This window comes from Nostoc foliaceum FACHB-393 (assembly GCF_014698505.1).
Lineage (GTDB): Bacteria > Cyanobacteriota > Cyanobacteriia > Cyanobacteriales > Nostocaceae > Nostoc > Nostoc foliaceum_A.
This window is the reverse complement of record NZ_JACJTD010000034.1, coordinates 42,537-56,386: the sequence shown is the minus strand read 5'-3', so window position 1 is coordinate 56,386 and position 13,850 is coordinate 42,537. Positions and strand designations below refer to the sequence as shown.

The following is a 13,850-nucleotide window of genomic DNA, read 5'->3' as shown; positions in this document are numbered from 1 at the left end:
GCATTCCCATACTCTGTATGGGAACGAGGAAATAGTAAACTATGCTCTCTACTCGCCATTATTAGACCTTTTTCCAAGGGAGTTTGATTGTAAATCGACTACCTTTGCCTAGCTGACTTTCGGCATGGACTTTACCACCGTGTAACTCGACAATTTTTTGCACTATTACTAATCCTAAACCAGTGCCTGCGGAAGGACTGGTGGAGGGATTTTCAACTTGCACAAAAGGTTGAAATAATTGGAAAAGGTCATCGGAAAGCATACCAATACCTGTATCAACCACGCTGATAAAGATATATTCATTTGTGGAAGTTGGTTGGACTTCAATCCAAACTTTGCCTCCGTCGTGAGTAAACTTGATCGCGTTAGTTAATAGGTTAATAAATACTTGGCGAATACGACGCTCATCAACTTGGATGGGTTCGAGTTCTTCAGGTATTTGTAGACTCAGTTGGATATTTTTCTGAAACGCTAAATGTTTGACAAAACTTAGACTAGAGTCACACAATCCTTGGATCGAAATGGGAGCTAGTTGCAGTTTTATCTTTTTGGATTCAATGTCGGTAAGCTCAAGAATTTGATTAATCAATTCTAGTAAATTCTTACCGCTGGATTCGAGGGTATTTAAGAACTGGCGCTGTTGTTCAGTTACAGGGCCGTACACTCCTTCTTGGAGTGCTTCTGTGATTCCAAGAATGGAGCCTAAGGGATTCCTCAGTTCATGGTTGATGTTTCTCAAAAAGGTGCTTTTGGCACGATTTGCCACTTCGGCAGCTTCTTTAGCCTCACGCAGAGCAGATTCTGCCCGTTTGCGATCGCATACTTCTAAAGTTAGGGCGGCAAATTCAGTTATTGAACTAACGAAGTTTTGCTCACTCAATTCCCATGTCCGGGGAATACCAACTTGCTCATACAATACCGTTCCTACAACTTCACCCCCAACCCAAATGGAAGTATTAATTAGAGATAGGATGTTATTTGGTTCTAGTAATTCATCCCTTAATTCTTGTACCCGTGGATCGGTGCGAGTATCGGTGACAATGATGGTACGGGCAGATGCTAAAGCTTTAAAGTAGATTAAATAATCTGCAAGGTTGCGTTCTAAACCCGCCGAATGTCTCTGATTACTACGTTCGTAGAGACTTATACATTGTAGTTTGGTGCGTTCGCCATTGAATAACCACACACTGACTCGTTCTATTTCTAAAGCATTCGCTGCTTTCTCGGTGATGATTTTGAATGCTGTTTCCAGATTTCCTTCTGAAATTGATCTGTGATTTGCCAGTTCTGCTAGTACTCGATTATGCTGGCACAGTTTTTGCTCGCTGTTACTACCTTTTTGAATCTCTTGCTGTAATTCTTGAGTTCGCTGCTGAAGTTGCAATTCTAACTCTTCATTTTTGGTAGTCTGTGCAGTAAAGGTTTTGCGTAATTGCTGCATCATCTCGTTGAAAGATCCACCCAGCATCTCTAGTTCTTTAATACCTTGTACTATCACCACTGAGTCTTCGCCATTGGGAAAATTGGCTAAATCTTTTGTTGCCGTGCTGAAGTATAGAATAGGCTGAGTTATCCAACGGGCGGTGATAATTCCCAATAAAATAGCTAATCCCAATACTCCCAGACAAAGAAAAATTGTGGTTTGAGTATTGCGATCAATTTGTCCCATAAAATCTGCTTCTGGGACAGCCACTATTATCAACCAATTGATATTTGGTTTGCCCTGTAACGGTCTAACTTCTAAAAATTGCCGTTTGCCGTCAAAGGAGAAATTTAGTTGCTGTAAACTGTTAATTTGGTCTAAGTTACTAAATTTAGTTTCTAAATATTTAGCGGTTGCTTGAGTAAAAGAATTCCTGCTTTGGGAAGCTGCTAACCTAATGGGTTTACCATTTTGTAAACGGAATGGTTCTTCTGTTGTAGAACTTGCTACTAATAGCCCCGATCGCTCGATAATAAAAATTTGCCCAGACTTGCCAACTTTAATATTTTGCAGCAAATCCCCAATTTGTGATATGTAAGTTAGAGTGCTGTTGACTCCGAGTAACTGACCTTGGGGGTTATATATAGGTTGAGATGCACTAATTAGAAGTGTTGGTTCAGTGAGGGGTGTAAATATCTGATTAAAGCTGAATTTTTTGGCGGTAACTGCTGCTTGATAATCAGGACGCGATCGCGCATCATAGTTTTTAATCACCTCTGGTAGTTGGGTACGTTGACCTTGACGATCAATTTTGTAAGTGTAGAGGTCGTACCCAGTTGACTTGTCGGCTTTTCTGAGCAAAAATTGGCGATCGTTGAGCTTTTCCACCGCTAGGTGTTCTTGCTGTTCATTACTTGCCGTTAAGGCAATTGCATCAGGAAAAATCTCTAACTGTTTTATTAAGTATGACTCCCAGGTTGCCAGATTTTCCATCTTCAGCAACCCGATGTCAATCACATTTTGATTACTGCGTAGTACTTGGCGCGGGGTTGAGAGATAAGCCTGTAAATTCTGCTCAACCCGATTGGCGACTTCATGACGTAATTCGCTGGCTACCTCATTGACTGCTTTTTGCCCATTGCTGATTGATAAGTATGTAGTTAATCCTACAGCTAGCAAGATTTGCAGCAGAAACAACGCTACCAGAATGCGACGCAGGGGTACGCCTTTAAACAGGGAAAAAACACCACTTTGCTCAAGATTTTTGTTCATCTGCCCACTTCCCCTTCCTGTCCTGTAGTACTGAGTACAATACTTCGAGTTTCCTGTCCTGTGGGCTTATGCATAGTTTGTACTCGGCCGGGTCAAGTGCCAATATACCACTTCTAGCAAAACAACAAAACGTTTAGTTAGCTGCACCTGTAGATTTTAACAGTCAAATATTGCGATCTTTAAAGCGACTAAGTACTAAGTATTGAGTACTTAGATGAGAGCGGTAATTAAACCAATTCGCAATTCGAGAACTGCTATAGTAGCGACTGTGATCAAGTCGCTACTATAGCGGTGGATTTCGTGCAATTACTAAACTCCAAATAGGTAATCACACATCATCTTTTGACAATTAGCTACAGTCATTGCAGATATGTATAGCGGTTCCCACTCAGATGCGGTACAACATTATATCGCCAGGTGTAGGGGCACGGCACTGCCGTGCCCCTACTCTAAAATAATGGCATCTACGCTCTTTTGTGGCGCGTACAATCTGCGATTTAACAGCAAAATCTACTGCGGAAAAAACTTTATAGTATCACTGGCTATAGATAACTCTACTCTCGTACCCACAGGTAACGCTATATCTTTCAGTGTCCGCGCATGGAGTTCTTTACCAGATGGAGTTTGTAAACAATATTGGTACTCACGTCCTAAAAATCGTCGGGTGCGGACGACTACGGGCGCATCTGTGGCTGGCTTTAATATAAAGTCTTCTTGGCGGATCATGATTTCACCACTATCATCGATGTGGTTTGCTGTTAACTCAAAACTACCAATTTCTGTTTTCCATAAATTACCTTGGCGATAGGCGGGAAGGAAGTTAGCTTGAGTGACAAATTCGGCAACGAATCTTGATGCTGGATGAGTATAAATTTCTTCTGGTGTGCCTAGTTGCTCTAAATGTCCTTGGTGCATGACACCCACTATATCTGAAATAGCTAATGCTTCTTCTTGGTCGTGGGTAACAAAAATTGCTGAAGTACCCGCTGCTTTGAGGATGTCGCGTATTTCTTCTCGCAAACGCAATCTAACTTGAATATCAAGATTGCTTAAGGGTTCATCTAAAAGCATGAGTTGGGGTTGGGGTGCTAAAGCGCGGGCGAGTGCAACCCTCTGCTGCTGTCCACCTGAGAGTTCGTAAGGGTAACGTTTTTCTAAGCCTTCGAGTCTCACCAAAGTAATGACTTCGGCTATCCGTTTTTGTATTTGCTGTTTACTGAAATGTTTCAACCCAAAAGCCACATTTTCTGCCACATTTAAATGGGGAAACAGGGCATAATCTTGAAAAACAACACCGATGTCGCGCTGTTCAGCTGGGATGCAAGTAGAATTATCGCAAACTATCTGCCCACCAATTTTAATTTCTCCTGCTTGCGATCGCTCAAAACCAGCAATCATTCGCAACAGGGTAGTTTTACCACAACCAGATGGGCCAAGCAATCCTAATATATCTCCTTGCTGCAACGTCAAAGATACGTTATCTACAGCAGGGAAGGCACTTTCTGCAAACCGCTTGGTGACATTTTGTAAATCTAAAATTACTTGTTGCATAGGGAGTGAGAAGTAGTATAGTTCAATTACTTGAAAAGCTTCAAATTAAGGGGTCGAATTCTATAAGTGATTTACTCCTTCTGCCCCCTGTCCCCTGCCTCCTACCTCCTTCAAGACTTGCTCTTTTTTGACGTTCTCTTGAGATAGCACCAATAAAGTTGAACCCATAGAAACTAGTAGCATAGCTAATGAAGCCGCCGCCGCATCGGCAAAATCTACATTTTCTGTAGCTTGCCAAATTTGCATTGCTAAAGTACTAAAGCCAATAGGCGCTAACAGCATTGTGGCGGGTAGTTCTTTAATCGCTGTGAGAAATACCAGCACCGCACCACTCAACACACCTGGTTGTACCAGAGGTAGGGTAACTTCTCTTAAAGTTTGCCAAGCATTCCTACCTAAACTACGGGCTGATTCTTCTAGCTGGGGATTGACTTGCAAAAGCGAACTGCGGACTGTTCCCACTGATTGCGGTAAAAATAAAACTAAATATGCAAATATCAGCATCGGCAGAGTTTGGTACAGTGCTGGCAAATAGTTGGCACCAAAAAATACCAAAGATAAGGCAACAACTATTCCCGGAACTCCAAAACCTATATAAGAACAGCGTTCAATTATGGCGGTGATTTTACTTGGAAATCTGACTGCTAAAATTGCTACTGGTAAAGCAAAGATGGTGGTAGCTAAAGCCGCTAATCCAGCCGCGCCAATGGAGTTGAGAATGGTGGGGAATAAATTGGGGAAAGTATAGCCACCGTTAAGTCCGCGAATCAGCCAAAATAGGGTGATACCTACTGGTAAAACTACACCAAAGCTAGTGATTAGCAGACAAAAGCCGAAAGCTGGCCATTTCCAAATTCCCAATTTGACAATTTTTGGTGGACGTAGAGAAGCGGAACCACGACTATAATAAGCTGCACGCGATCGCATTCGATATTCTAACCACAAAATCAGCAGTACTAATGTCACCAACATCAAAGATAAGGCTGCGGCTGAGTTCCGATTAAAGCTAGTTTTATATTGTAAAAAAATTGCCCGTGTAAAGGCATCAAAGCGCATCAGCGAAGGTGTACCAAAGTCGCGCAAAGCATACAAAGCTACTAATAATCCACCTGCAATCAGTGATGGTTTCAACTGTGGCAAAACTACCTTAAAAAAGGTTTCTCTACTACCATAGCCCAAACTACGAGATGCTTCTTCTAGAGATGGATCAATACCTTGCAATCCAGAACGCACACTCAGCAGCATATAGGGATAGGTAAACAAAGTGATTGCCAAAACTGTCCCAGGAAAACCATAAATTGAAGGTAATTCTTCTACTCCTAATGGTTGAAGCAACAGCTGCAAAAAGCTACCTCGTGGTGCCAAAGTTGCAATCAGCGCAAAACTGCCTACATAGCTAGGAACAGCTAAGGGTAATGTTGTTGCCACTAACCAAAAACGTCTTCCTGGTAAGTCTGTCCGCACAGTTAAAAACGCCAATGGTACGGCAATTAGTGTGGAAAATAACGTCACCGTTGCCGCCATCGCTGCACTGTTGAAAAAAACCATAATATTGCGGGGACGAGAAATCAATTCCCAGAACTCTTCCCCGCCAATACCTGCGGTGCGAATTACTAAGTATAGTAATGGCAGGGCAATGGCAACTGCCACTACCGCTGCCGATAATGTGAGAAATAATGGAGGGCGAACCGCTTTCAACTGTTACAAAACTCCTGCCTGCTGTAATAAATTCAACGTTGCTGGCAAATCATCTAAATCTGTCAAGTTAACATTGGGTGGATTTAGCTTACTGATTGGTACTTGTTTTGATGGCGCTGCGATTCCTTTGACTAAAGGATACTCGTTAGTTTCTTGAGCAAAGTAATTTTGTGAACTCTGTTTGAGCAGATAATCAATTAAAGCTTCTACATCAGCTTTTTGATCTGTGGTTTTCGTAATAGCTACTCCTGCCACATTAATCATTGATCCTGCATCTTTGCTTGTGTAGTGGTGGGCAACAGGAAAGTTCGGATTATCTTTTTTGAAGCGATACAAATAGTAATTATTCACTAAACCAAGATGAACTTCTCCACGTCCCACAGCTTCAACGATCGCAGAATTTTTACCGTAATCTTTGACACCATTAGCTTTCATCGCTTTGAGCCATTGGAGAGTCTTTGCATCGCCATCTAAGACTCGCATTGCCGTAACAAATGACTGAAATGAGCCGTTTGTGGGTGCCCAGCCGACTTTACCGCGCCATTTCGGTTCTGTTAACTGCGAAATTGATGTCGGTAGTTCCCCTTGTTTAACTAACTTGGTGTTGTAGTCAATGACACGAGCGCGACCGGAAATTCCTAGCCAATGCCCTTTAGCAGAACGAAAGCGGGAATCAACCTTGTTTAGCAGTTTAGAGGCTATTGGTAGTGTTACCTGTTTTTTCTCCAAAGTGCCTAAAGCACCAGCATCTTGAGCAAAAAACAAGTCTGTACGGCTATTTTTCCCTTCTTCCAAAAGTGCGATCGCTAATTCAGCAGTATCGCCATAACGCACTTGAATATCCTGATTCAAGTCTTTTTTTGCTTTCTCTATTAAGGGGCCAATTAGTTTTTCTTCTCTACCTGAATAGATTACGAGGGTTTTTGTTTGGGCATTTACAGCCACCCCGATTCCCCAACCGAGCGTTACAGCTAGAGCTAATGCTGAAACTTTCAGCAATGGTAAACTTTTCAATTTCCAATCCTCCACCTTAATACTTACCAGGAAGTTTTTGCAATAATCTTGGTATTCTCAACCTTTACCATTAACCTGTACTGGTAAGCAACAAACTTTCTCAAAAAATTTAGATTTTTCCTACCTTTGTCAGATGCATTCCAGCCAATAGCAAGTTATATAACTTGTACTTGCTGCATGAGCTTGAGTGTTGTCTCTAAATCGCTCAGATTACTTAAATCAATTTTTTGAGTTTGTTTTTTAATTTGTTGGAGAGATTTTAGTTTACCTTTGGGTGCAACAGCCGAAGTTAGAGGATACTCATAGGTTTGATTAGCAAAGTAATTTTGGGCATTTTCATTCAGCATGAATTCGACAAACTTTTGAGCAATATTCGGATGTTTAGTGCTGTTAAGAATTGCTACACCTGCAACATTTACCAAGGAACCCACATCATCGGTAAAATGATGCTCCACAGGAACTTGAGGATTATCTTGTTTGACTCGTTCTAGATAATAATGATTGACAAATCCCACAGCAATTTCGCCGCGAGATAAGGCTTCTACGATCGCAGTATTATTAGGATAAACTTTAGCATTGTTAGCTTTAATACCTTCTAACCATTGCCTAGCTTTGTCTTCTCCTTCTGCAACTCGTAAAGCGGTGACAAAGGATTGAAAGGAACCATTTGTAGGTGCCCAGCCAATTTTACCTTTCCACTTCGGTTCAGTAAAGCCAAAAATAGACGATGGTAATTCCCCCGGTTTTACTGATTTAGAATTGTAATCTACTGTCCGCACTCTCCCCGAAATACCTAGCCATTTCCCCTCTGGTGAACGGTAGGTATTATCTACTTGATTGAGAAGAGATGTTGGTAACTCTACTGCTCTATTTGCTTTTTGAATAGCTCCAAGGGCGCTAGCATCTTGGGCAAAGAAGACATCTGCGGGACTGTTTGCCCCTTCTTCCAAAATTGCTGATGCTAACTCAGCAGTATCGCCGTAGCGGACTTGTACCTTAGCATTGGTTTGTTGCTCAAATTGTTTGATAAGCTCACCAATGAGTTTTTCGTTGCGTCCTGAGTAGATTACTAGCTCTTTTTCTAATACACCGCTAGCAGCCGTAGCTGGTGTAGCCTGCGTTGATGGCGATTGGGCAGTATCTGTGGGAGTTTGATTAGAATTACAAGCGATCGCTAATCCACCACTAGCAGTTGCTAGTCCCACTATATAGACAAATTTGCGGCGCTTCATAAGTTTTCTCCAGTAAAACACACACTATTAATAAGTTTATTGAAATATATTACTATTAATTTAGTAAGCTTGCATAGTGACATTTTAATGTAAAATCAGACTAAGATATTTTACTAATTCAATAGATATAGGAATCATATTTTATTTCTGAAAAAATCTAAGTATTTGTAGGGTGTGTTAGGCGTAAGCCGTAACGCACCAAAGCCTTAAGAATGGTGCGTTACGCTGTCGCTAACGCACCCTACGTATCTTTTCAAAAATCAAATACTAGTCCTATAGAAGCTATTTAGTTGTTAGGATAATTAATTATCCATATGAATGACATTCATGAGAATAATCATCTAAAAAGTAATTGATAATTATTTGTATTAGATTAAAAAAATGGCTAAAAGCGAATAATTTATAGATAGGAATTATTCTTGTATATAAATTGGTAAAAAATGTTTTCAGACAAAATTACCATCTGGCTTTTGCTTGCTAGCACCATAACGACGTAGGTATTTTTTGGGCAAGCAGATAGGATCTATTAAAAGAGTAAAATTTTAGGAGTAAACCTCTGTCTTTACAATCTATTACCGTTAAGAGAGAAACTTCTCAACCCCCCGCAGGCTTAATTGTCACTTTGCATGGTTGGGGAGCTAATGCTGAGGATGTAGCATCATTGTTACCCTTGCTCAACTTACCTAATTACCAATTTGTATTACCTGATGCACCTTATCCTTATCCCTATTCCCCTGTAGGGAGGGCATGGTATGACCTGAGGGTGGAAAATATGTATCAAGGATTGACAGAAAGTCGGCAACTGCTAACAGATTTCTTACAATCTTTAGAAAGTACCACTGGCGTACCTTTGTCACGCACAATTTTGAGTGGATTTTCTCAAGGCGGAGCGATGACTTTAGATGTCGGCTCAAAATTGCCCTTAGCAGGCTTAGTTGTCATGAGCGGATATTTACATCCTGACGCACTAAAGGCAGATCAAAGTGGGATTCCACCTACTTTAATCAGCCACGGGAGATATGATGAAGTTGTGCCCCTGCAAGCTGCTTTGAAGGCACGAGAAACTCTCAAGTCTCTAGCAGTGGCAGTAGAATACCACGAATTTGATATGGGGCATGAAATAAATCCACAAACGTTAGAGGTGCTACGAAATTTCGTTGTAAATACAATTGCTTAGTCAGCATTACGAATTTTTTATAAATTCTGGTACAAATTCTGACATTTTTCACGAAATTAATGACCTCTAATGAGTAATATATATTGGGTGGCTGCGTTCAGCGCAACTTAACCCATGCTGAAGGCGAGTGCTGCATAAGGGAGGGGCGAACATTATGACAACTCTAAGCATTTCCAGGAAAGAAATTGCTGCCATGACTGCGGCAGAAGTAGAAGAACTGGCTACACGTCTGGAGCTAGATAATTATAGTAATGCTTTTGAGGGTTTAAATGATTGGCATCTATTGCGAGCGATCGCATTTCAGCGTCCAGAGTTAGTTGAACCCTATATCTACCTCTTAGACTTGGAACCCTACGATGAAGCGTAGTTGAGAGTTAGGAGAGACGCGATTAATCGCGTCTGTACAGGAGTTAGGAGTTGGAAATTAATATTCGTAACTACTTGCTCCTAAATTACTACTTACTCCTAACTTTTTACTATGACTAATCCAAAATTGAACAGAGTTCTAATTGGTGTAGGTGGCGGTATCGCCGCCTACAAAATCTGTGAATTGGTTTCGACGCTGTTTAAAACTGGGGTGGAAATCCGAGTTATCCTCACCCGTTCGGCGCAAGAATTTATCACGCCTCTAACAATAGCCACCCTATCTCGTCATCCTGCCTACACAGATGATGATTTCTGGAAACCAACTCACTCTCGTCCTTTGCATATTGAGTTGGGTGAATGGGCAGATGTCATGGTAATTGGCCCCTTGACTGCTAATACATTAGCCAAGTTAGCCTACGGGATGGCTGATAATTTACTCACAAATACCGTGCTAGCTTCTACTTGTCCCGTGCTGTTAGCACCCGCAATGAATACGGATATGTGGGAACAGCTATCAGTGCAGCGAAATTGGCAACAGCTATTGATCGATAGTCGATATCATGGGATGAATACAGCATCAGGATTATTAGCGTGCGATCGCATCGGTGCTGGTAGATTAGCAGAACCTCCAGAAATTTTGGCTCACATCCAATCGTTGTTACACACTCAAGGTAAACGAGATTTAGTAGGTAAACGAGTGTTAATTAGCGCTGGGGGAACACGAGAGTATCTTGACCCAGTAAGATTTATTGGTAATCCTTCCACAGGTAAAATGGGATTAGCTTTAGCGCAAGCAGCACTTCACCGAGGCGCAAGTGTCACCCTAGTACATGGCCCAGCTAATTGGGATGTACCATTAGGAGTACAAGCAATTTCCGTCATTAGTGCCGAGCAAATGCAGCACGCCATGCTGGAATATCTACCCAACGCTGATGCAATTGTCATGTCAGCAGCCGTAGCAGATGTGAAGCCAAAAGATTATAGTACAGAGAAATTACCCAAGCGATCGCTCCCCCAAGCCCTACCTCTGGAACCTGTACCGGATATAGTCGCCCAATTAGCACAACTTAAACAGCCGCATCAGATATTAGTTGGTTTTGCAGCACAAACTGGAGATATTGTCAAGCCCGCATTAGAAAAATTACAGAAGAAAAAATTAGATGCGATCGTTGCTAATCCCATCGATCAACCTGATGGTGGTTTTGGGAGTGATAATAATCAAGCAATATTTTTAGATAGCCAAGGAAATAAATTGGAAATTGCACCTTGTTCTAAATTAGAAATGGCGCATCAGTTATTTGATTTTCTCACCAACGAATTTTAGATTTTAAATTTAACTCTGTTACTGCTTTAACCGATTCGAGAGTAACGATTTCAGAACCCTCCTCAACAACTTGGCCAACCTCTGGCAAAGTCCGAAATCTATGAAAGAATTAGCAACCGAGTCACCATCCACTTGGCGTTTCATCCCAATGCTTCAGACATCAGGAGCAGTACAAATGGCGATCGATGCTTGGTTGTTCAACCAATGTGAAAAGGGACGACATCCGCCTACCTTGCGTTTTTATACTTGGTATCCCCATGTGCTCTCCTTGGGACATCTGCAAAAACAATGGCCTGCCCAGTGGCATAATCTGATTTACCAGGGACAGGAACTCGATCTAGTTCGTCGGCCAACGGGAGGTAGAGCTGTTCTTCACCAAGGAGATTTAAGCTACGCCCTGATTACTTCAGTAAGTAGTGGAAAAAGCTGGGATACTTATAAAAACATCTGTAACTTTTTGATCCAAGGCTGGGAAACCTTAGGTATTGAATTAAATTATGGTTCTGCTGGACGAGGTTACATTCACAATCCCAGTTGCTTCAATACAGCAACAGCGGCTGACTTAGTTACTGCCGATGGTAGTAAATTTATTGGTAGTGCCCAACGTAAGGGAAGAAATACAATTCTTCAACACGGCTCGATGATTTTGTCTACAGACAAAGGTTTATTTCAGGAAATCTTTGAACAATCGGCTCCGTGGAATACCTCGCTTTGTAACACAGAGGAACAGGATGGCTGGATTGTAAAGATTGTGGAGACACTGACAGAGACAGCCAAACAGTACTTTGGCATAGAACTAGTTACCCAACCATTTACTGATCTCGAATGGCAAGATATCCTCGAATTGCGATCGCTGTATGAAGTGCGTTAGCGTAGCTCACCGTAGGTATCGCCTATTCCAAAAAGTTAGGTTATGTAGAAAGTAGAAATAGTGTGACTGACTAGAGATATTAAGCAGCAATTGGAAAAGGAAACTACTACTTTGAATTGCGTATAACCCGTATGGTCTATGGCTTTAAGTCACTTTTATAGATTTTACAATATAAGTAAGACATAAAAATAATGCTTCAATATATGAAAATACTCTCATCAGAGCTAGTCCATTTGGGATTTGGCAAATATGTTCGTTCTGACCAAGTAACAGCAGTTATACCAATAGAAGAAGAGCGAGGCCCAGGGCGAAGAACCTTTGTTCACATTCAAGGGCAAAGCGATCCAATTATCGCCTCTCGTGCTGAAGATACCATCGTGCGTGATTTAGTACAGGAGCCACGCGAGGTTACTCAAGCCCGTCAGCAGCAAGAAATTCTTCAAGATTTATTGGTAAATTTGGGTAATGTTAATTCGACTGTGCGACGAATTAGCCGTGATGAAGGCACTTTGGATCTTGATTTGTTAGAGCGACGAATTAAGCAAGTCCTTGAAAATTAATTGCAGAAATCAGCAAACTAAATAACGGAGAACGATATTGCTGAATACAATTACAGACCAAGTTTCAGTATCAGAGACACAAACAAAATCACCAAGATTGTGGATACCTGAACGGGTACTGTTTACACCTGCTGCCCTAGATGAGGTTTGGGGGCAGCAGATTCTTGCACGTGTGCAGTCACTCAACTTACCAATAGAAGAATTATCACAGAACCGTCTGAAGGGACTGCGCGGTGAATCTGAGCGGGATACTTACAACATCGCCAAGCGTACCTTAGCAGTGGTTACTGCACCACCCAGTTCTTTTAAACTGAGTCCTATCCCACCTTCTGCGGATTGGCAGTTTCACCTTGCCGAAGGTTGTCCGGCTCACTGTCAATACTGCTACCTAGCTGGTAGCTTATCGGGGCCACCTGTAATCCGCGTTTTTGCTAACTTACCGCAGATATTAGAGAACTTAGCTAACTACGAGCAACAGGGTAAAAACACAAGTTTTGAAGTTAGCTGTTACACAGATCCATTGGGTATTGAGCATTTAACTGGCAGTCTTGCTGAATGTATCCGTTACTTTGGCACTCGTACCAATGCACATCTACGCTGGGTATCGAAGTTTGATGCTGTGGATGGATTACTCGACTTACCACACAATGGGAATACTCGCTGTCGGATGAGTGTTAATGCAGCACCAATTTCTGGCAAGTTTGAAGGTGGTACCGCATCCGTAGCATCCAGACTTAATGCATTGCGACGGTTGGCGTTACCAAAAGAACGTGGCGGTGGCGGATATCCTGTAGGCTTGGTGATCGCGCCAATTATGCCGATAGACGATTGGCAGATGCACTATAGTTATTTGTTTGACCAGATAAACGAGGCACTGGATTTTGACTGTGATCTTACCTTTGAGTTAATTTCCCATCGGTTCACGCCTGGGTCAAAAGAAGTGTTACAAACTTGGTATCCGCAATCAAAGTTAGAGATGGATGAGGCAAAACGCAGTATCAAGCGCAATAAGTTTGGTGGGACGAAGTACGTTTATGATAAGGACACCATGAAGGCGTTGCGTTGCTTTTTTGAGAGTGAGATTACCAGACGCTTTCCAAATGCTGAAATTCTTTATTGGACTTAAAAGACCACTTCGCTCAAATACAGTTTGAGCAAATTAATTATTGCACAAGAGAGCGATCGCATCTAAATGATCGCTCTCTTTTCAGGTTGCTCAAAAGCTGGTGGGTTAGGCTTAAGTACACCCGTAGGGGCACGGCAGTGCCGTGCCCCTACACCTCGTGATGTTACCGCTCTATTTCTATATAGATGGTCTCTTACCTTTGAAATCTAGTTTGTCTACTACAGCAAGCTGAAATC

The 13,850-nt window shown here is 41.9% G+C and carries 11 protein-coding genes; 6 read left to right on the top strand and 5 right to left on the bottom strand.

Annotation, left to right across the window (positions count from 1 at the left end; translation table 11 throughout):
- Positions 1-61: 61 nt before the first annotated feature.
- The 5 genes from H6G92_RS24260 to H6G92_RS24240 form a co-directional block, all read right to left on the bottom strand.
- Positions 62-2,695 carry a sensor histidine kinase gene (locus H6G92_RS24260; protein ID WP_190896560.1) on the bottom strand — a complete coding sequence of 878 codons (2,634 nt, stop codon included), beginning with the start codon at positions 2,693-2,695 and terminating at the stop codon, positions 62-64.
- Positions 2,696-3,205: 510 nt separating this feature from the next.
- A complete protein-coding gene (locus H6G92_RS24255; protein WP_190896558.1) occupies positions 3,206-4,246 on the bottom strand; it encodes an ABC transporter ATP-binding protein in 1,041 nt (346 codons plus the stop codon).
- Positions 4,247-4,306: 60 nt separating this feature from the next.
- On the bottom strand, positions 4,307-5,944 hold the full coding sequence (locus H6G92_RS24250; RefSeq protein ID WP_190896556.1) for an ABC transporter permease: 1,638 nt from the start codon (positions 5,942-5,944) through the stop codon (positions 4,307-4,309).
- Positions 5,945-5,947: 3 nt separating this feature from the next.
- The gene (locus H6G92_RS24245; protein WP_242059297.1) at positions 5,948-6,958 is read right to left on the bottom strand and encodes an iron ABC transporter substrate-binding protein; all 1,011 of its coding nucleotides are present in this window, start codon (positions 6,956-6,958) and stop codon (positions 5,948-5,950) included.
- Positions 6,959-7,113: 155 nt separating this feature from the next.
- On the bottom strand, positions 7,114-8,190 hold the full coding sequence (locus tag H6G92_RS24240) for an iron ABC transporter substrate-binding protein (protein ID WP_190896554.1): 1,077 nt from the start codon (positions 8,188-8,190) through the stop codon (positions 7,114-7,116).
- Positions 8,191-8,761: 571 nt separating this feature from the next.
- On the opposite strand from H6G92_RS24240, the gene H6G92_RS24235 reads away from it, so the two are divergent.
- The 6 genes from H6G92_RS24235 (at position 8,762) to H6G92_RS24210 (ending at position 13,614) form a co-directional block, all read left to right on the top strand.
- On the top strand, positions 8,762-9,367 hold the full coding sequence (locus H6G92_RS24235; RefSeq protein WP_313889992.1) for an alpha/beta hydrolase: 606 nt from the start codon (positions 8,762-8,764) through the stop codon (positions 9,365-9,367).
- 154 nt (positions 9,368-9,521) lie between these two features.
- Positions 9,522-9,734 (top strand): protein IsiD, encoded by a 213-nt coding sequence (gene isiD, locus H6G92_RS24230; protein ID WP_096539503.1) that lies wholly within the window; start codon positions 9,522-9,524, stop codon positions 9,732-9,734.
- Positions 9,735-9,845: 111 nt separating this feature from the next.
- Positions 9,846-11,057: a bifunctional phosphopantothenoylcysteine decarboxylase/phosphopantothenate--cysteine ligase CoaBC gene (gene coaBC, locus H6G92_RS24225; RefSeq protein WP_190896552.1), complete on the top strand. Its 1,212-nt coding sequence runs from the start codon at positions 9,846-9,848 to the stop codon at positions 11,055-11,057.
- A gap of 100 nt (positions 11,058-11,157) precedes the next feature.
- Positions 11,158-11,928, top strand: coding sequence for a lipoate--protein ligase family protein (locus H6G92_RS24220; RefSeq protein ID WP_199344950.1), 771 nt, complete (start codon positions 11,158-11,160; stop codon positions 11,926-11,928).
- A gap of 191 nt (positions 11,929-12,119) precedes the next feature.
- Entirely contained in the window at positions 12,120-12,488 is a 369-nt protein-coding gene (locus tag H6G92_RS24215) for a hypothetical protein (RefSeq protein ID WP_242059296.1), read from the top strand.
- A gap of 103 nt (positions 12,489-12,591) precedes the next feature.
- Positions 12,592-13,614, top strand: a complete 1,023-nt coding sequence (locus tag H6G92_RS24210; RefSeq protein ID WP_190896614.1) for a spore photoproduct lyase family protein — start codon at positions 12,592-12,594, stop codon at positions 13,612-13,614.
- The last annotated feature ends 236 nt before the right edge of the window (positions 13,615-13,850 follow it).

Coding starts and splice junctions, on each gene's coding strand:
- coaBC (WP_190896552.1), top strand. CDS start 9,846: ATGACTAATCCAAAATTGAACAGAGTTCTAATTGGTGTAGGTGGCGGT.
- H6G92_RS24260 (WP_190896560.1), bottom strand. CDS start 2,695: ATGAACAAAAATCTTGAGCAAAGTGGTGTTTTTTCCCTGTTTAAAGGC.
- isiD (WP_096539503.1), top strand. CDS start 9,522: ATGACAACTCTAAGCATTTCCAGGAAAGAAATTGCTGCCATGACTGCG.
- H6G92_RS24220 (WP_199344950.1), top strand. CDS start 11,158: ATGAAAGAATTAGCAACCGAGTCACCATCCACTTGGCGTTTCATCCCA.
- H6G92_RS24255 (WP_190896558.1), bottom strand. CDS start 4,246: ATGCAACAAGTAATTTTAGATTTACAAAATGTCACCAAGCGGTTTGCA.
- H6G92_RS24215 (WP_242059296.1), top strand. CDS start 12,120: ATGCTTCAATATATGAAAATACTCTCATCAGAGCTAGTCCATTTGGGA.
- H6G92_RS24240 (WP_190896554.1), bottom strand. CDS start 8,190: ATGAAGCGCCGCAAATTTGTCTATATAGTGGGACTAGCAACTGCTAGT.